19 protein-coding genes are annotated in these 17,517 nt (G+C 64.8%); 6 read left to right on the forward strand and 13 right to left on the reverse strand.

The window, feature by feature from the left end:
- Window positions 1-18: 18 nt before the first annotated feature.
- Complete coding sequence (locus A8G08_RS07540; protein ID WP_068272233.1) at window positions 19-804, reverse strand: spirocyclase AveC family protein; 786 nt, start codon at window positions 802-804, stop codon at window positions 19-21.
- On the reverse strand, window positions 801-938 hold the full coding sequence (locus A8G08_RS27410) for a hypothetical protein (protein WP_169823279.1): 138 nt from the start codon (window positions 936-938) through the stop codon (window positions 801-803). The genes A8G08_RS07540 and A8G08_RS27410 overlap by 4 nt, the downstream gene beginning before the upstream one ends.
- A gap of 123 nt (window positions 939-1,061) precedes the next feature.
- Here A8G08_RS27410 and A8G08_RS07550 point away from each other — a divergent pair, with 123 nt between their 5' ends.
- Entirely contained in the window at window positions 1,062-1,724 is a 663-nt protein-coding gene (locus tag A8G08_RS07550; RefSeq protein WP_068272239.1) for a TetR/AcrR family transcriptional regulator, read from the forward strand.
- Window positions 1,725-1,736: 12 nt separating this feature from the next.
- Here the strand turns inward: A8G08_RS07550 and A8G08_RS07555 are convergent, their stop codons facing one another.
- From A8G08_RS07555 to A8G08_RS07570, 4 genes are all read right to left on the reverse strand, one after another.
- Complete coding sequence (locus tag A8G08_RS07555) at window positions 1,737-2,555, reverse strand: mycofactocin-coupled SDR family oxidoreductase (RefSeq protein ID WP_068272241.1); 819 nt, start codon at window positions 2,553-2,555, stop codon at window positions 1,737-1,739.
- A 62-nt stretch (window positions 2,556-2,617) separates the two neighbouring features.
- Window positions 2,618-3,865 carry a cytochrome P450 gene (locus A8G08_RS07560; protein ID WP_222844247.1) on the reverse strand — a complete coding sequence of 416 codons (1,248 nt, stop codon included), beginning with the start codon at window positions 3,863-3,865 and terminating at the stop codon, window positions 2,618-2,620.
- A gap of 48 nt (window positions 3,866-3,913) precedes the next feature.
- Window positions 3,914-4,525, reverse strand: a complete 612-nt coding sequence (locus tag A8G08_RS07565; RefSeq protein ID WP_157108455.1) for a TetR/AcrR family transcriptional regulator — start codon at window positions 4,523-4,525, stop codon at window positions 3,914-3,916.
- Window positions 4,526-4,627: 102 nt separating this feature from the next.
- Window positions 4,628-5,290 (reverse strand): phosphoribosylanthranilate isomerase, encoded by a 663-nt coding sequence (locus tag A8G08_RS07570; RefSeq protein WP_068272252.1) that lies wholly within the window; start codon window positions 5,288-5,290, stop codon window positions 4,628-4,630.
- Between the two features lie 91 nt (window positions 5,291-5,381).
- Between A8G08_RS07570 and A8G08_RS07575 the strand changes: the two genes are divergently transcribed.
- The 3 genes from A8G08_RS07575 (at window position 5,382) to A8G08_RS07585 (ending at window position 8,043) form a co-directional block, all read left to right on the forward strand.
- Complete coding sequence (locus A8G08_RS07575; protein ID WP_068272254.1) at window positions 5,382-6,155, forward strand: SDR family NAD(P)-dependent oxidoreductase; 774 nt, start codon at window positions 5,382-5,384, stop codon at window positions 6,153-6,155.
- Window positions 6,156-6,265: 110 nt separating this feature from the next.
- Window positions 6,266-6,976: a TVP38/TMEM64 family protein gene (locus A8G08_RS07580; RefSeq protein WP_068272257.1), complete on the forward strand. Its 711-nt coding sequence runs from the start codon at window positions 6,266-6,268 to the stop codon at window positions 6,974-6,976.
- Between the two features lie 116 nt (window positions 6,977-7,092).
- Window positions 7,093-8,043 carry a DUF808 domain-containing protein gene (locus A8G08_RS07585; RefSeq protein WP_187344441.1) on the forward strand — a complete coding sequence of 317 codons (951 nt, stop codon included), beginning with the start codon at window positions 7,093-7,095 and terminating at the stop codon, window positions 8,041-8,043.
- Window positions 8,044-8,071: 28 nt separating this feature from the next.
- Here the strand turns inward: A8G08_RS07585 and A8G08_RS07590 are convergent, their stop codons facing one another.
- The 7 genes from A8G08_RS07590 to rpsF form a co-directional block, all read right to left on the reverse strand.
- Window positions 8,072-9,538 carry a glyceraldehyde-3-phosphate dehydrogenase gene (locus A8G08_RS07590; protein WP_068272264.1) on the reverse strand — a complete coding sequence of 489 codons (1,467 nt, stop codon included), beginning with the start codon at window positions 9,536-9,538 and terminating at the stop codon, window positions 8,072-8,074.
- A gap of 468 nt (window positions 9,539-10,006) precedes the next feature.
- Window positions 10,007-10,135 carry a hypothetical protein gene (locus A8G08_RS28255; protein ID WP_281182130.1) on the reverse strand — a complete coding sequence of 43 codons (129 nt, stop codon included), beginning with the start codon at window positions 10,133-10,135 and terminating at the stop codon, window positions 10,007-10,009.
- Between the two features lie 106 nt (window positions 10,136-10,241).
- Window positions 10,242-11,633 carry a replicative DNA helicase gene (gene dnaB / locus A8G08_RS07595; RefSeq protein WP_084436020.1) on the reverse strand — a complete coding sequence of 464 codons (1,392 nt, stop codon included), beginning with the start codon at window positions 11,631-11,633 and terminating at the stop codon, window positions 10,242-10,244.
- Between the two features lie 576 nt (window positions 11,634-12,209).
- A complete protein-coding gene (gene rplI, locus A8G08_RS07605) occupies window positions 12,210-12,665 on the reverse strand; it encodes a 50S ribosomal protein L9 (protein ID WP_068272274.1) in 456 nt (151 codons plus the stop codon).
- Between the two features lie 14 nt (window positions 12,666-12,679).
- On the reverse strand, window positions 12,680-12,937 hold the full coding sequence (gene rpsR, locus A8G08_RS07610) for a 30S ribosomal protein S18 (RefSeq protein ID WP_068272277.1): 258 nt from the start codon (window positions 12,935-12,937) through the stop codon (window positions 12,680-12,682).
- Between the two features lie 48 nt (window positions 12,938-12,985).
- Window positions 12,986-13,513, reverse strand: coding sequence for a single-stranded DNA-binding protein (locus tag A8G08_RS07615; RefSeq protein ID WP_068272280.1), 528 nt, complete (start codon window positions 13,511-13,513; stop codon window positions 12,986-12,988).
- Between the two features lie 111 nt (window positions 13,514-13,624).
- Window positions 13,625-13,912, reverse strand: coding sequence for a 30S ribosomal protein S6 (gene rpsF / locus A8G08_RS07620; protein WP_068272283.1), 288 nt, complete (start codon window positions 13,910-13,912; stop codon window positions 13,625-13,627).
- A gap of 286 nt (window positions 13,913-14,198) precedes the next feature.
- On the opposite strand from rpsF, the gene ptsP reads away from it, so the two are divergent.
- Both ptsP and A8G08_RS07630 read left to right on the forward strand, forming a co-directional pair.
- The gene (gene ptsP, locus A8G08_RS07625; protein WP_084436021.1) at window positions 14,199-16,862 is read left to right on the forward strand and encodes a phosphoenolpyruvate--protein phosphotransferase; all 2,664 of its coding nucleotides are present in this window, start codon (window positions 14,199-14,201) and stop codon (window positions 16,860-16,862) included.
- The coding region (locus A8G08_RS07630) for a PTS transporter subunit EIIC (protein WP_169823280.1) at window positions 16,859-17,517 on the forward strand (659 nt) is incomplete at its 3' end. The genes ptsP and A8G08_RS07630, both read left to right, overlap by 4 nt.

Genomic DNA, 17,517 nt, shown 5'->3' on the forward strand with positions numbered 1-17,517 from the left:
AAAGAGTTGCTGTACAAGCTATTTAGGCTGATTCGGCACATCCGGGAACAACTGCTCCGTCGGCCCGGCGGTCACATATCCGCCCATCTTCGTCGCGAGGTGGGGAGCGAAAACTGCTCCGTACACGAGGTTTCCGATGATGATCACGGCAAAGACGGACACAACGCCCGACTGCATCTTCGTCGTCGACACGCGATCGGAAAACATCTCGATGACGTTCCGTCCCTGTTCGTCCGTACGGCCGAGGAGGTAGGTGAAGACCATCACGAGGATGCCCATCGCGATGGCGTCGTAGATCGGGTACTGGTGCTTGGTTCCCTCGAAGATGGCGAGACCGGGAAGCACATATCCGTAGTAGAAGACGCCGATCCGGGCGCCGAGGACCCCGTTGAACAGCAGCGCCCAACAGAATCCGACCATCCAGCCAACGGTCAGCAGGGCGATCGGCCGGCGCCATTGGAACCGCGCGCTCAGCCGGCGTCCGAGCGCGGAACCGACGACGGCGGGCAAGACGAAGTAGGCGATGTAACCGACCGGCACCGAGGACGGCAGCCCACCCCACGTCTTGTTCAGAGGCCACCACGACGGCATGCGGGGGATGGCGGTGGGGAACTGCGCGTACATCGCCCAGTCGTACGGCGCCTCGATCCACGAGATGGAGACAGCCGCAATCGAGACGAGAAGCAGCGGGTGGATGCCGCGCCGGCGGATGCTCAGGTACACGCCGAAGCCGAGGAAGAGGATGCCGCCGACGTAGGCAAAAGCAATGGCCCCGATGAGTACAGGGGTCAGTCCTTCACTCATCCGTGGAGCTCTTCGCTGACTCGGGTGTCCTCGTTGCTCGCGCTACGACGTGCCTCGGGATCGAAGTACAGCACCAACCCGAATATGAGGACTATCAGCCCGAACAGTGTCGAAAGCATGATGGCTTGGCCCACGACCAGCCTCCTTTCACGCGAAAAGCGGATGTTGATAGTGCACACTATTATGCGAGTCGGGTCAAGGCCGCTATCGTGGGATTTCGTCAACCGCCGAGTACGGCCCGTCGGAAGCGAGGAACCGTGCCCGGGGAGCGTTCTTCCAAGAAGCAGGGGACCGCCGAGGTCGCGGGCCGAACAGCTCGTCGAGCACCCGGGGAGGCGCGCAAACTTCTGCTCGACGCCGCTCGAAAATTATTTGCGCGCAAGGACTACCGGACTACAACCACGCGCGAGGTCGCCGAGGCCGCGGGTGTCACCGAATACCTGCTCTTCCGCCACTTCGGTTCGAAGGCAGGCCTGTTCCGGGAAGCGCTGGTTCTTCCGTTCACCGATTTCATCGACGAGTTCGGCAAGACCTGGCAGGCCGTCGTCCCCGAGGAAGCCGACGAGGAGACGCTGGCGCGACAGTTCGTCGGCCAGCTCTACGACATCCTCGTCGAGCATCAAGGCCTGCTGCTGACTCTCGTCGCCTCGGACGGGCTCAGCGACGAGGAGATGGAAGCGGCCGGGATCGCCGATGTCCGGCGGGCGATCGCCCTGCTCGGCCAGATCAGCACCGAGGGCGTCACCCTACGCGGAATGCATTCGGGCACACCGGATCTTCCCGCCCACTCAACCGTCGCAATGATCGTCGGCATGGTTGCGCTGCGGTCGACTTTCTTTGGCGACAAGCCGCCGGCCCGGGACGCGATTGTCGACGAACTGGTGCAGGCAACCCTGCATGGGTTCCTGCACCGCCCGTGACATGCGGTGGGCCTACCGCTTGTTCAGCTGGCCCGCGTCCACCGGGACAACGGTGCCGGTGATGTAGCGTGCGTCGTCGGAGACCAGCCACGCGATCGCGTTCGAAACATCGATCGGTTCAACGAGATCCACCGGCATGGCGTTGGACAGTGCACGCGCCAAATCCGGCGCGTGTTCCATGATGAGCTTCAGGTCTCCGTCGGCCGCCATTGGAGTCCGCACCGCCGTCGGGGCAACGCTGTTCACCCTGATGCTATGCGGGGCAAGGTAATTGGCCCAGGACCGCATCAGTCCGATGACGCCGTGCTTGGCGGCGGTGTAGCCAAGGAACCCAGCGGTCGGAATCCCGACACCGATCAGTCCGCCCGTGGAGCTGGTCAGCACGATGGATCCGCCCTGGCCCCGTTCCACCATCGAAGGGATAGCGACGCGCCCGGTGTTCCACACGCCCGTGAGGTTGACGCTGAGCACCTCGTCCCATTCCTGCTCCTCGCTGACCCCCGAACCGCCGGCGCCGATACCGGCGTTGGCCAGGACGATGTCGACCGGACCCAACTCGGCAACGCCCTCTTCGAAGACTTTCCGTAGTTCCGCCACGTCACGAACATCGGCCTGGCGGGCAATGATGCGCCGATCGAGCTTTTCGACCTCCTTGACGGTCTGCTCGAGTTCCTCGGCAGTGCCCATCGGGTAGCGCACCGAGTCCAGCTGGGAGCAGATGTCGACCGCGATGATGTCGGCGCCTTCCTCCGCCAGCCGGATCGCGTGGCTGCGGCCCTGTCCACGGGCTGCCCCGGTGATGAAAGCGATTTTGCCGTCGAGTTTTCCCACTACTTCTCCTTCGAGTTCGAGCGAATCACGCTGCCGGATAGCGGAATACAGCGATCTGTCAGCTAGCCGACGATGATCGGTAGGTTTTGCCAGCCGCGGACCGTGGAGGTCGGCGACAATTCGAGTTGATCGCCGTCGACATCCCAGCGTGGGAAGCGCGCGAGGAATTCCTCCATCGCGACTCTGGCTTCGAGACGTGCCAGCGACGCGCCCAAGCAGAAGTGGATGCCGTGACCGAAGGTGCGCAGGTTGCTCATCTTGCGGTGGATATCGAAGCGGTCCGGGTCCTCCCAGCGATCCTCGTCGCGGTTGCCCGATGCGACCATCAGCATCATCGCGCTGCCCGCGGGCACCGTGGTGCCGTGGACCTCGACATCGCGGGCGACGTAACGCGCAATTGCATGCCCGGTCGGCTGGAACCGCAGTGCTTCCTCGATGGCCTTGGGGATGAGAGCCGGGTTCTCCACGAGTTCGGCACGCTGGTCGGGGAATTGCGCCAACAACGAACCGAGCCAACCGAGCAGTCGGGCAGTGGTCTCGTTGCCCGCGCCGGCCACGACTGAGATGTAGGTCAGGATCTCCGGTCGGGTGAGCGTCCGTGTCACGCCCTCGGTGTCGACGAATTCCGCGCGCAGCAAATCCGTCATCAGATCGTCGGACGGGTGGTCGGCGCGCCAATCGATGTACTGCGCGTATAGCTCCGCATGCGGAACTGCCGTGTCCCCCACCTTCATCTGCTCGCCGGGCTTGGTTCGCAGGAACGCATCGGTGTGGTCGCGAATTCCCTCCTGGTCGTCTTCCGGGATCCCGAGCAGCATCCCGATCACGCGCATCGGTACGTCGTTTGCGAATTCCGTCATGAAATCGAAGCGGTCCCGCCCGGCGAGCCGGTCCAGTGTGCGGATACACAGCTGCCGAACCTGCGGCTCGAGCGACATGATCCGTCGCGGGGTGAACACACTCTTGAGAAGCGCGCGGTGGTTGTCGTGGGCGGGCGGATCCTCCATCAGCAATGTGCCGGGCGGGATTTCGATGCCGGACTTGATGATTTCCAGGATTGGGCCGCGCGAGGACGAGTAGGTCTTCCAGTCGAGCAGCGCACGGTCGATGTCGTCGAACCTGCTCAACGCGTAGAAGTCGTGCTTCTCGTTGTAATAGAGCGGAGCCTCGGCGCGCAACCGCTTGTACACGGGATAGGGATCGCGGGCGATGTCTCTATCCCAGGGATCCCAGTAGACGGGCCCATCGTGATTCACGGGCGGAGCAGTTGCCGTCGCTGCGATAGGACGTTCGGCGTGTGTTTCGGTCATCGCTGCCTCGTTCTTCTTCTCGGGCTGATCTGCAAATCTGCGTCGCGGCTACATCTCTTGGTGAGTACGGGTGGCTTCGTAGCCGGAGGTCAGCCAGAACACGGTGCGATCGATGGCCGGCACGATGTCGGTGACCTCGATCTCCCCGGCCGTGAACCGCCCCATCAGCCCGTACACGAGGCTCTGGAGGATCGCGTCGATGTCCTGCACGAACTCGATATCGACGTCCACCAACGCCGCCATCGCAGCGGGGAAGACGGCTTCGAGGCCATGACTGACCAACATCTCTCCGCGGGTCGATGCGCGGACGCGGAAGTAAGCGGCGAGCAGCCTCGGATGGCGCTCCAACGGCTCGAAGATCGGACGCAGTACGCGCATGAGTGCGACGTGCAGTGACTCGCCTGGTTGCGCAGCGTGCTCGGGCAACGAGGCGTAGGCGTTTTCGGCCATCCACCAGTTGATCGCGGCGAGGATCAGTTCGTCGCGAGTGCCGTACAACTTGTAGATCTTGCTTAGCGATACCCGAGCCCGCCTCGCCACCTCGCGCACCTGGATCGCGTCGTAATCCTCGGTCTCGAGCAGCTCGACGACAGCCGCACGAATGCGCTGCTCGCCGTCGCCCAGGGCCGATTCCATAACGGCATCACGACTTACCGTCATTGGATCGACTCCCTCCACATCGGGGGCATTCGAGCTGTCACCAGCGGTAATGAAGTTACCACCGAGAGAGAGGCGTGTATAGGTATGCGGAAGTCGGGTTGTTCAGCGCTCGGCGGAGTGAGCGCGCGAGACGAACGCTCGGCACAGCCCGGTGGACTTGTCGCCTCGGTCATCCTCGAGCCCGCTGTTGGCGTCGACCGCGAACGGCCCGACCACCGATATCGCTTCGGCGACGTTGGCAGGCGTCAGCCCGCCGGCCAGGATGACCGGGCAATTCCGCTCAGCCAGCGCTTGCACGATTGCGGCGCTGACCGACCAGTCGTGCGTGAAGCCGGTGCCGCCGAGGCGGTCATCGGTGCGGGAGTCCAAATGGACGGCGCCGCAGCTGTCGGCGGCGGCGACCGCGCGATCAAGCGCTTCCGCGCCGGTCACGTGTACCGCCTTGATCACCTGTCGACCGCTCGCCGCGTTCACCACGGCCCTGACTGTCCCGAGGCTGACCTCGCCGTGAACCTGAATCGAGTCGGCGTTAACTTGATCGGCCAGTCGCAGAATCGCGACCGCGTCCTGAAGGTGCGTGACCAGGACGCGGGTGACGTACGGAGGAACTTGACGAGACAGGTTTCGGGCAGCTGCAGCATCCAGCCCGTCTTCGGTGAAATGCGTTGTGCCCGCGATGAACCCAACTGCGTCCGCACCCGCGGCCACTGCGATGGCGAGGTCGTCTTCCGATCGGATACCGCAGATCTTTACCCGTACGGTCACCCGATAGACCGTATCGGCTGCGTGGACACAGAGGGGGGAGCCCGGGGAACTGCGGCTTTACAATCCCACCCCAATCTGGAAAGAAAGCTGTATGGAAATCTCGGGTAAGAAGGCAGTCGTTGTCGGAGGCGCGTCCGGCTTCGGCCGCGCCACAGTAGAGGCGCTCGTCAAGCGCGGTGCCAGCGTCGCGATCCTGGACCGGCCGGCGCCGCATTCGAAGGGTCAGGAGGTGGCCGACGAGATCGGCGTGCCGTTCTTCGCCACCGATGTCACCGATTTCGCGGGCACCGAGCAGGCACTTGCCGACGCGGTCGCCGCACTCGGCGGTCTGCACATCGCCGTCACCACGGCCGGTGGCGGCGCAGCGATGCGCACCCTGACCAAGGAAGGGCCGCACGACCTCGACGTCTTCCGTCAGGTCACCGACCTCAACCTGATCGGCACGTTCAACATCAGCCGCCTGGCCGCCGCACACATGAGCAAGAACGACCCGGTCGACGAGGAAGCCGAAGAGCGCGGCGTCATCATCAACACCGCATCCATCGCCGCATTCGAGGGCCAGATCGGCCAGGTCGCCTACACGGCGTCGAAGGCCGCCATCGCCGGAATGTGCCTGACCATGGCGCGCGATCTGGGCAGCCTCGGCATCCGGGCCACCGCCATCGCGCCGAGCCTCTTTGCCACCGGCCTGACCCAGGGCATCCCCGACGAGTTCGCCAAGGCGCTCACCAAGGACGCCGCCTTCCCGAAGCGCCTCGGCAAGCCCGAGGAGTACGCCAAGCTCGCGCTGGCGATCGTCGAGAACCCGATGCTGAACGGCCAGTGCCTGCGCCTCGACGCCGGCCAGCGATTCGCCCCGAAGTAAAGGGCGCTAAGCACCAACGGCGGTTCTTACGAGCCCGGACACCGTCGGATCGCGGAGCGCAGCTTCACGATTCGACGGTCCCGGGCGGGTGCGGAAGTATCGCACCTGACATGGCAAGCACAATCAGTTCACCCACGACGTCGCGGCGGCGGCACATCGTCCGACTCTGCGTATTCGCAGCGGCGCTGCTGACGCTGTTCTACATCGTCGGCGTCGCCGGAGTGATCGACGTCGATGATGTGCGCACTGCGGTGGCGGCGACTGGACCGGCCGCACCGTTGACCTACGTCGCCGTCTCGGCGGCGCTCGCCGCGGTGTTCGTGCCGGGTCCCGTGCTCGCTGCCGGAAGCGGCATCCTCTTCGGACCCGTACTCGGGACTGCGGTGACACTCGGCGCGACGGTCGGCACCGCGATAATCACCAGCCTCCTCGGCCGGCGCGCGGGGCGCGAAAGCGCCCGCGAAGTCCTCGGGGCACAGCGGGCCGACCGGCTCGACGACCAACTCGAACGCAGCGGCATATGGGCCGTCGTCGGTCAGCGCTTCATCCCCGGCCTGTCGGACGCGTTGGCCTCGTATGCCTTCGGCGCGTTCGGAATACCGTTGTGGCAGATGGCCGTCGGCGCATTCATCGGCTCGATGCCGCGCGCGTTCGTCTACACCGCATTAGGCGCATCGATCGGCGATCTGTCCGCGCCGCTGGCGTACACGGCGATCGCAGTATGGTGCGTAACCGCAATCGTCGGCGCGATCGCCGCGCACCGCAGCTACCGAAAGTGGCGGCAGCCTGACCTATCGAATTCACCACGATCGCCGCGATAATCTCGGGCACCGAACACGACCTGGGAACACTCGATCGCCTGAGTAACACCGGCTGGGTACCGTTCGAGTGAGCAGCGCCGCGTCGGCAGCGCGACCAAACACAAATGGAGGTTCCCGTGGCTGGTGGTCTCGTCGCGCTACTGGACGATGTCGCCGCGATCGCAAAGGTTGCTGCGGCGTCCGTCGACGACATCGGAGCGGCCGCCGGTAAGGCCAGCGTCAAGGCGGCCGGTGTTGTCGTCGACGACACCGCCGTAACGCCGCGCTACGTGCACGGGTTCTCCCCCAAGCGCGAACTCCCGATCATCCGCAAGATCGCCATCGGGTCCATCCGCAACAAGCTTCTGATCATCCTGCCGGTCGCGATGATCCTCAGTCAGTTCCTGCCCGCGGCGCTGCCGTATCTGCTCATCGCCGGCGGCCTGTTCCTCTGCTACGAAGGCGCGGAGAAGGTCTACGAGGCGATAACCGGCGGACATCATGTGGAGGACCAGCAGGCTGCGGAGGGGCAGAGCGGACCCGAGCACGAAAAGACGATGATCCGTGGCGCGATCCGGACCGACCTCATCCTCTCCGCCGAGATCATGGTGATTTCGCTGTCGTCCGTCGAAGACGAACCGTTCCTGACCCGCCTGTTTGTGCTCATCGTCGTCGCCGTCCTCATCACCGTCCTGGTGTACGGCGTGGTCGCGCTGATCGTGAAGATGGACGACGTCGGCCTCGCACTTGCGCAGCGCAACTCTGCAGTGAGCCAGCGGATCGGGCGGGCACTCGTCGCCGGGATGCCAATGGTGATGAAGGTGCTTACCGTCGTCGGGATCGCCGCGATGCTGTGGGTGGGCGGCCACATCCTGATCGTCAACGTCGGCGAGGCAGGCTTCGAATGGCCGGCGGACCAGCTACACGACCTCGAGCATTGGTTCGGCGAACTTGTGCACGGCGGTTTCGGCGGGGTGCTGTCCTGGACCGCCGGAACCGTTGTTTCCGCACTCGTCGGGCTCGTCGTCGGCGCGATCGTCGTGCTCATCATGCACCTGATTCCGAAGCGGAAAACCGCGTCGCACTGACAACGCGACGCGGTTGTAGCCATGCCTCTCAGGAGACTTGGGCAGGCTCCATGGCCGCGACGTCGAGCGCCGGATAGGTGGGGTACTCCACGCCGGACAGGTACTGAACTGTACGCACCACCTGGCACGAGTAGCCGAACTCGTTGTCGTACCAGACATAGAGGATGGCAGTGTCGCCCTCGACGATTGTCGCGTTCGCGTCGACGATGCACGCCGCACGCGAGCCGATGAAGTCGCTCGACACGGCGTCGGTGGCAGCCGTGTAGTCGAGGTTCCGGCTCAGCGCACCGGTCAGCGACTCTTGGCGGAGGTGCTCGAGCACCTCTTCCTTCGTGGTCTCACGATTGAGCTGCAGGTGCAGGATGGCGACGGACACATCCGGCGTGGGTACGCGGATCGAGTTGCCGGTGATCTTGGCCTTCAGATCGGGGAGCGCCTTCGCGACCGCCGAGGCGGCACCGGTCTCGGTGAGCACCAGGTTGAACGGCGCGGAACGACCTCGACGGTCGGCCTTGTGGTAGTTGTCCAGCAAGTTCTGGTCGTTGGTGAAGGAATGCACCGTCTCGACGTGACCTCGCGAAACGCCGAACTCGTCGTCCATCGTCTTGAGCGGCGGGACGATGGCATTGGTGGTGCAGGATGCGCACGACACGATGCGCTCGTCCAGGTCGAGGGCGCGGTGGTTGACGCCGTGCACGATGTTGGGGACGTCACCCTTGCCGGGCGCGGTGAGGACCACCTTGGCGACTCCCGGGCGGAGGTGCTTCGACAGCCCGTCGCGATCGCGCCAGATGCCGGTGTTGTCGATCAGGATGGCGTTGTCGATGCCGTACTCGGTGTAGTCGACGCTGGTCGGATCGTTGCTGTAGATGAACTTGATGACGTTGCCATTGGCAATCAGGGCGTTGTTATCGGTGTCGACCCTGATCGTGCCGTTGAACTGCCCGTGGACGGAGTCCCGGCGCAGCAGCGAAGCGCGCTTGACCAGGTCGTCGCTGCCGCCCTTGCGGACCACCACGGCGCGCAGGTTCAGTCCGTTGCCCGAACCGGCCTTCTCGATGAGCAGTCGAGCCACGAGTCGGCCGATACGCCCGAATCCGTAGAGGATCACGTCCTGAGGCTGGGCAGGGCTCGTATCGGCGCGGCCGACCAGTGCGGCCAGGCTCTGTGCAACGAAATCCGGGATAGAGGCTCCGTCCCCGTCGGCCCGGTAGGCCATCACCAGCAGGCCGAGGTCGATCTTCGCGGGCGGCAGATCGAGGTGGGTCAATGCCTCGAGAAACGGGAACGTCTCCTCGACGGACAGTTCGTCGCCGCTGATCTGCCGGGCGAAGCGATGAGTTCGCAGAATGCTGATAACCGACTTGTTCACCAGTGAGCGACTGTGCAGAAGAATGGTTACCGAGTGTCTGCGGTGCAGGCCACCGATGATCGGGATCATCGCTTCGGCAAGCGCTTCCTCGGAGTTCCACTGGGTCAGTTCCGTTTTGCTCACTGTGCTCTTGGGCCTTTCGGACTCACGCGGCGTGTCCCTCGGTTCGGGATGCCGGCTGAATGAGAGGCACGTCACTGGGCCCATTGGCATTCCGAATCGCTGAGCACCGTTCGTGACGGGCACAGATATCGAGATGCGCACCGTCAGCATATGGAAGCGCTTTTCGGGTCGACAACGCGGTAGCCGAATTCGTTATCACAGTTGTCGGGCGTGCGCTGTGAGGACCAGAGCTCGCCGTGAAGCCGGACCTGTTGCTGCGCGCCAACTTCAGTGCCACGAAATCGAGAACCGATGGCGCGTTCACGATCGACGAGCCGGGCACGCTGCGATTGAGGAGAAGACCGCTCGCCCGTTCCCAACTCGCGCTGACGGCTCCATCGCCGCGCGCCGCGGCTACCGAAAAGGTGGCGGCAGCCCGAATCGCCGAGTTCGGCGCCGTAGCTGTCCCGGTCTCGTCACGCGGCGGCGTCAGCCTGCGCCGCGGTCCTCCACTGCGGGTTGTTTGCTCGGGTGGTCGACGGTCAAGAGCCAGACCACGCGCGCAGCGAGCACGGCGAGGACGAGAACACACAAGATGATCGAGAATGCAACGGACATAACGCATTACCTCGGGGCAATCGGGTACTGCCGAATCAACTTTCCTGTGGTGACGTGCGCCCGCACGCGCCGTTGCGTACGGACCCGGTTGTGGCGCGGGAGTTGATCACCCGCGCGCCATGTCGACGAATCTGCTCAAATGCAGTTGGTGCGCAACGGTAATCGTGGCCGTCGGCCCGTTTCGGTGCTTGCCGAGGATGAGGTCGGCCTCGCCACCGCGCGGATCGTCACGCTCGAAAGCATCGGGGCGGTGGAGCAGGATGACCATGTCGGCGTCCTGCTCGAGCGAGCCGGACTCACGAAGGTCGGAGACCATCGGCTTCTTGTCGGTGCGCTGCTCGGGGCCACGGTTCAGCTGGCAGATCGCGACCACCGGAACCTCGAGCTCCTTCGCCAAAAGCTTGAGGCTGCGGGAGAACTCGGAGACTTCCTGCTGCCGGGATTCGACCTTCTTGCCGGACGTCATCAGCTGCAGGTAGTCGACCACCACGAGCTTGAGACCGTGCCGCTGCTTGAGCCGGCGCGCCTTGGCGCGGATCTCCATCATCGTCAGGTTCGGCGAATCGTCGACAAACAGTGGCGCCTCACTGATTTCGCTCATGCGCCGCGCGAGCCGGGTCCAGTCGTCGTCGCTCATCCGGCCCGAGCGCATATCGCCGAGCTTGATTTTCGCCTCGGCCGAGAGCAGTCGCATGACGATCTCGGTGCGGCTCATTTCGAGCGAGAAGATCACGCTCGGGAGGCCGTGCTTCACCGAGCACGAGCGCATGAAATCCATACCGAGCGTACTTTTACCAACACCAGGCCGCGCCGCGACGATGATCATCTGCCCCGGGTGCAGCCCGTTGGTGACCTCGTCGAGCTCGGTGAAGCCCGTCGGCACTCCCGCCGAGATTCCGCCGCGACTCGCGATGGCGTCGATCTCGTCCATCGTCGGCTGGAGTAGCTCTTCGAGCGGGACGAAGTCCTCGGCGGTGCGGCGTTCGGTGACTTCGTAGACCTCGGCCTGGGCGCGGTCTACGACCTCGTTCACGTCTTGGCCATCGGCACCGGAGTAGCCGTACTGGACGATGCGGGTGCCGGCCTCGACGAGACGGCGCAGGATCGCCTTCTCCGCGACGATGTTGGCGTAGTAGGCGGCATTCGCCGCTGTGGGCACCGTCTGGGTCAGGGTGACCAGATAGGGGGCACCACCGATGCGGCGTAGCTCGCCACGGCGGTCCAGCTCGGCCGAGACCGTCACCGGGTCGGCGGGCTCACCGCGTGCATAGAGGTCCAGGATCGCGTCGTAGACGCTCTGGTGTGCGGGGCGGTAGAAGTCGCCCGGCCGGAGCACCTCGAGGACGTCGGCGATCGCGTCCTTGCTGAGCAGCATGCCTCCGAGTACCGACTGCTCGGCAGCCATGTCTTGAGGCGGTTGGCGTCCGAAATCTTCCCCCGCGGACGGCTCGGGCTCTTCAGCGAACGCCGGACGTTCAAGATCATCGACAACAGCCACGCGCTCTCGACCCCTCTCGCCGGCACCCAAGATGCGCCCATCCGTATGGCTGTTGTTGTACCGCCCGACACCGACACAAAGCTCTCGAGCAAATCACCGATCAGCCATGTTCAGAACGCGCTCCGATGAGGCTAGGGATCGCGTTCGGCGGGTACAAATCGCATTGTGGATGGATTTGGGGATTGTTTGGGGATTCGTAGGGCAAGTCGTGTGCACCTGGTGTGGACAACCTGAGGACAACTCGAGCAGCGAATCACATAGATGCTGCTAGATCGCTGTTTTAGAGTTGGAAACCTTGTGGATGAATTTCTTTTCGGCGTGTCGCGAAGGTTTACCTTTCGGGCGTGTTGAGTAAACGACCGGTGAATGCAAGTATGATTTGCGTCACGATTTGTTCACGTTGCCATAAGAACCCCATACCGCAGCTGCGCCGGGCGTCCACGCCGTGACCGGCCGCAGTTCTGCGTTCCTGAATATCTTGGGCAACTATTCAGCAAACTCATATAGCGGCACACGAAAGGGACCCCGCAGGCATTGCCCACGGGGTCCCTAAGTCGAATCCGAGTTCGGGCGGCGTCAGCCGCCGACGACCTCGAGGTCGAAGTTCGCGGTCACATCCGGGTGCAACCGCACGGCAACAGCGTGCTTGCCGGTGGCCTTGATATGCGCCTTCGGCAGCTCGATGCTGCGCTTGTCGACGACCGGGCCGCCAGCGGCCTTGATCGCAGCAGCGACATCGGCAGCGGTGACCGAGCCGAACAGCTTGCCCGAATCGCCGGCGGTCTTGACCGTCAGCGACACGGACGCGAGGCCGTTGATGGCCTGCTTGAGCTCGTTGGCGTGATCCAGGTCGCGGACCCGACGAGCATCCTGCGAGCGGCGGATGCCCTCGACCTGCTTCTCGGCACCACGGGTGGCAACGATCGCCAGGCCGCGGGGCAGCAGGAAGTTGCGGCCGTAGCCGTCCTTGACCTCGACGGTGTCGCCGGGGCCACCGAGGTGCGCAACGTCAGCGGTGAGAATGAGCTTCATGGTCTGCCTCCTTCTCAGCGTGCCGTCGACACGTAGGGCAGCAGCGCAACCTCACGCGAGTTCTTCACCGCAACCGCGATGTCCCGCTGATGCTGGACGCAGTTACCGGTGACGCGACGGGCGCGGATCTTGCCGCGGTCGCTGACGAACTTGCGCAGCAGCGCCGTGTCCTTGTAGTCGATCTGCGCGTTGTCGGTCTTGGACTTTTCAGCCTTGCAGAACGCGCAAGCCTTCTTCTTCAGTACCTTTTCGCGCGCGGGCGCCTTAGGCATGTTCTTCTCCGTGTTTCTAGGTATTCGATCGATCCGAGTTGTTGCGGATCAGAACGGCGGTTCGTCGTCGTGCGAGCCCTGGTAGGAGCCCGCCGCGGGCGCGCTGCCCCACGGGTCTTCACCCGCGGAGTCCTGGCCGCCGCGATTGCCGCCGCCACCGCCCGATCCACTTCCAGAGGAACCGAAGCCCCCTCCACCACCGCCACCGCCGCGGCCAACCTTGTTGACCTTTGCGGTTGCGTAGCGCAGGGACGGGCCGATCTCATCGACCTCGAGCTCCACCACAGTGCGCTTCTCACCCTCACGTGTCTCGAACGACCGCTGCTTGAGCCGGCCACTCACGATCACGCGGGATCCGCGCTGCAGACTTTCGGCGACGTTCTCCGCGGCCTCGCGCCAGATGCTGCAGCGGAGGAACAGCGCTTCGCCGTCCTTCCACTCATTCGTCTGGCGGTCGAAAGTGCGGGGCGTGGACGCAACAGTGAAGTTGGCCACCGCCGCACCGGCCGGTGTAAATCGGAGCTCGGGATCAGCCGTCAAGTTTCCGATGACGGTGATGATGGTGTCGCCTGCCATGTGGTTCCTCCCGCAGTGTGCAGTCCGTTAATCCGCGCTGTCCGTTGATGTCACAGCCGTCGCAGCGAAAGCCTAGGCTGTGACACCGACCTCCAGCGGGGAACGGTCAGCTCACTTGTCCTTACGCAGGACCTTGGTACGAAGCACCGACTCGTTCAGGCCGAGCTGGCGATCCAGCTCGTTGACCGTGGCGGGGGTGGCATTGATATCAACCACCGCGTAGATGCCTTCGGCGTGCTTCGCGATCTCGTAGGCGAGACGGCGCTTGCCCCAGACATCGACCTTGTCAACCTTGCCGCCATCCTGGCGAACGACGTTGAGGAAGGTATCCAGGGACGGGGCAATGGTGCGCTCGTCCAGGTTCGGATCGAGAATGACCATCAGTTCGTAATGACGCACGGGACCTCATCACCTCCTATGGACTAAGTGGGCCACGGACGTTCCGTGGCAGGAGGGTCGTTGCGTCAGCAACCTTTGCAGGGTACACGACGTGCCCCTGACCAGCGAAATCGCCGCCACCGCTCGCCGTGCTCACAACGTTTCGCCGCAGCGGGTAACGGAGTTCTAACGTTGGGCCGATCTCCCGCCGGTGTGGGGTCGGCGCTTCTAGTGTCTCATTCGCGGCACCGCTCGCGGTGGCGCGACCTTGCTGGTGCCGCGTCATCGCCGATCGACGGGAGTCGTTGTGGCCGAGTCGACCATCCTCACCAAGCTATCGCTCCTCGCGCCGGTATCCGGCGTGCTCGTACCTATCGAGACAGTCCCGGATCCGGTGTTCGCCGGAAAGATGGTCGGGGAGGGCGTCTCGATCGACCCGTTCGAAGGGGTGCTGGTCGCGCCTTGCAGCGGGCAGGTCATCAACATCCACCCCTCCGCCCACGCGCTGAGTATCCGCACACCCGAGGGGCTTGAGGTGCTCACGCACATCGGCCTCGACACGGTCCAGATGCGCGGCGAGGGGTTCGAGGTTCTCGTCGCCAATGGTGACGATGTCACGGCGGGTCAGCACCTGATCACATTCGACCTCGATCTGGTGGCGACCCAGGCCAAGAGCCTGCTGACGCAGGTCGTAATCGCGAACTCCGATGTGCTCGCCTCGTTCGAGCCGGCCACCGGAGTCGTGTCGGCCGGGGAAGATGTCGTCGCCGTCGCCACGCTCGGCGCTGCCGCCGACACAACGGCGGGCGCAGGGGAGGCTGGACGGAAAGTCACCTCCCGCGCGGTTGTCGTCCCCAATCCCCAAGGCCTGCACGCCCGCCCAGCCGCCGTGTTGTCGAAGACAGCCGGCGAATACGACAGCCACATCTGGATCGCACGCGGCGACGACAAGGCCAATGCGAAGAGCGTCATGGCGATCATGGGCCTCGAAGTGGGCTACGGCGACACCGTCCGGATCGTCGCCAGCGGATCGGATGCCCAGGCCGCGGCGGACGAACTCATCGATCAACTCGAGCAGGGTCTCGGCGAAGAGGGCGTCTCGGCACTGTCGCCCGAGGCCGCGGCGGCGCTCGCGTCCGCAGCGGCAGCCGAACCGGAACGGCAACCGGAACCGGAGCCCGAACCGGAGCGCCGGTCGGAGGATCCGAACCTGCTCATCGGGGTCTCCGCGTCACCCGGCATCGGCGTCGGCCGAATCATCCAGATCCGCCGCGAGGACATCGTCGTCGCCGAGTCCTCGAACGACCGCCACGGTGAGCAGCGCAAGCTGAACGACGCGATCGATCGCGCTCAGGTGCAGTTGAAGGCGCTGCGGGACCGCATGGCAGAAAAGGCCGACACCGAGCGCGCGGGGATCTTCGACGCGCACCGGGAGATCCTGCGCGACCCCGACCTGCTCGACCTCGCGGTCAGCGGCATCGACAAGGGCAAGACCGCTGCCTTCGCGTGGCGCGGTGCATACGAAAAGTACGCCGAGCGTCTGGCGAAGCTCAAGAACGAGTTGCTGGCCGGGCGGGCGATCGACGTGCGCGACGTCGGCCAACGGGTGCTCGCGGAACTGACCGGCGCAGCGCGCGACGAGGACGTCATCCCCGAGGGCAGCATCCTGGTCGCCGAGGATCTCACGCCGTCGGACACCGCGGCGATGGATCCTGCCCGGGTCGCCGGATTCGCCACGACCGGAGGCGGCGCGTCCTCGCATGTCGCGATCCTGGCCCGCTCGATGGACATCCCGGCCGTCGCCGGCATCGAACCGGCAGCACTACAGGTCGCGGACGGCATGCAGGTCGTGCTCGACGGCACCCGCGGCACCCTGCGCCTGAACGTGACCGAGGACGAGGCCGACCAAGTCCGCGAGCGGCAACAGCGAATCGCCGCCCGGCGCGCCGAGGAACTCGCGCACGCCGACGAACCTGCCACGACGATCGACGGGCACACCGTCGAGGTGGTCGCGAACATCGGCGGCCTCGACGACGCCCAACACGGACGGACGAAGGGCGCCGAAGGCGTGGGCCTGCTCCGGTCGGAGTTCATCTTCCTCGAGCGGCGCACCGCGCCCGACGAGGAGGAGCAGACCACGCTCTACACCGATATCGGCGCGGCGCTGCGGCCCGGCCAGCCGTTTGTGGTGCGCACGCTCGACGTTGGCGGCGACAAACCACTGTCCTATCTGCCGATCCCGCCCGAGGAGAACCCGTTCCTCGGCGAACGCGGCATCCGGGTGGGGCTGAGCCGACCCGACGTCCTCCGCACCCAGGTGCGCGCGATCCTCCGCGCCACAGCGTCGGGCGCCCGCGTGCACATCATGTTCCCGATGATCGCCACCGTCGAGGAGTTCCGGCGCGCGAAGGCCGTCGTCGAAGCGGAGCGGACGGCGCTCGGCGTCGATCCGGTGCCGGTGGGCATCATGGTCGAGGTCCCATCCGCAGCGGTGATGGCGTCACAGTTCGCCGAGGAGGCCGACTTCTTTTCCGTCGGTACGAACGACCTCACCCAGTACACACTCGCGATGGACCGCGGTCACCCCAAGCTCGCCCCGCAGTGCGACGGACTCAACCCCGCGGTGCTCGGGCTCATCCGGCTCGCTGTTGAGGGTGCGCATGCGCACGGCAAGTGGGTCGGTATCTGCGGCGGGCTGGGATCGGACCCGCAAGCGGTGCCGATCCTGCTCGGCATCGGCGTGGACGAATTGTCGGTGAGTGTGCCCGCCATCCCGTCGGTCAAGGCCCAGATCCGCACACTGACACTCCCGCAATGCCGGGAGTTGGCGGACCGGGCTCTCGCGGCCCGATCGGCAGCCGAGGTGCGCGCACTCGTTCATCTCGACGACGGCTCGGAGACGGCCGGTGCCGAGGCCTCCAGCAAGGCAGAGCAATCCTCCACCGAAGCGCGAGAAGGGGACGTGCGATGAGCACAGACTTGCTCTCCCAAGAGACGACATCCACGGAGCCGCAGGAGAGTCTCGGCAGCCGAATCTTCGGTGTTCTGCAGAAGCTGGGCAAGTCCCTCATGCTTCCGGTCTCGGTCCTTCCGGTCGCCGGCATCATGCTCGGCATCGGTGGGGCGTTCACCGGGGATTACAAGCAAGAGGCCCTCGATATGGGCTACTGCACGGTCCCCGACCCAGCGAAGGTCGGCGAGGTCATCACATATGCCGGTGATGTGGTCGCCTGTCAGGCCTCCGACGCGGTCGGTGACCCGCTCGCCGCGGACATCGTGTGGGAGCCGTGGTACGTATTCCTCGAGGTTCTCAAGGGAGCAGGCGATCCGATCTTCGCCGCGCTGGGCCTGATCTTCGCGATCGGCGTCGCGCTGGGCTTCACCAAGAACGACGGCGTCTCGGCTCTGGCGGCCACCGTGGGCTACTTCATCATGAACGCGACCATCGGCGTCGTCGCAAGCGCACGCGGCATCGACACCAAGGCGGTACTGGGTGTCGAGACCCTCGATACCGGGGTGTTCGGCGGCATCCTGATCGGCCTCATCGCCGGGTACATGTTCAATCGCTTCTATCGAATATCGCTGCCGCCCTATCTCGGATTCTTTGCGGGCAAACGGTTCGTACC

It is taken from the genome of Aldersonia kunmingensis (assembly GCF_001646865.1).
Classification (GTDB): Bacteria; Actinomycetota; Actinomycetes; order Mycobacteriales; family Mycobacteriaceae; genus Aldersonia; species Aldersonia kunmingensis.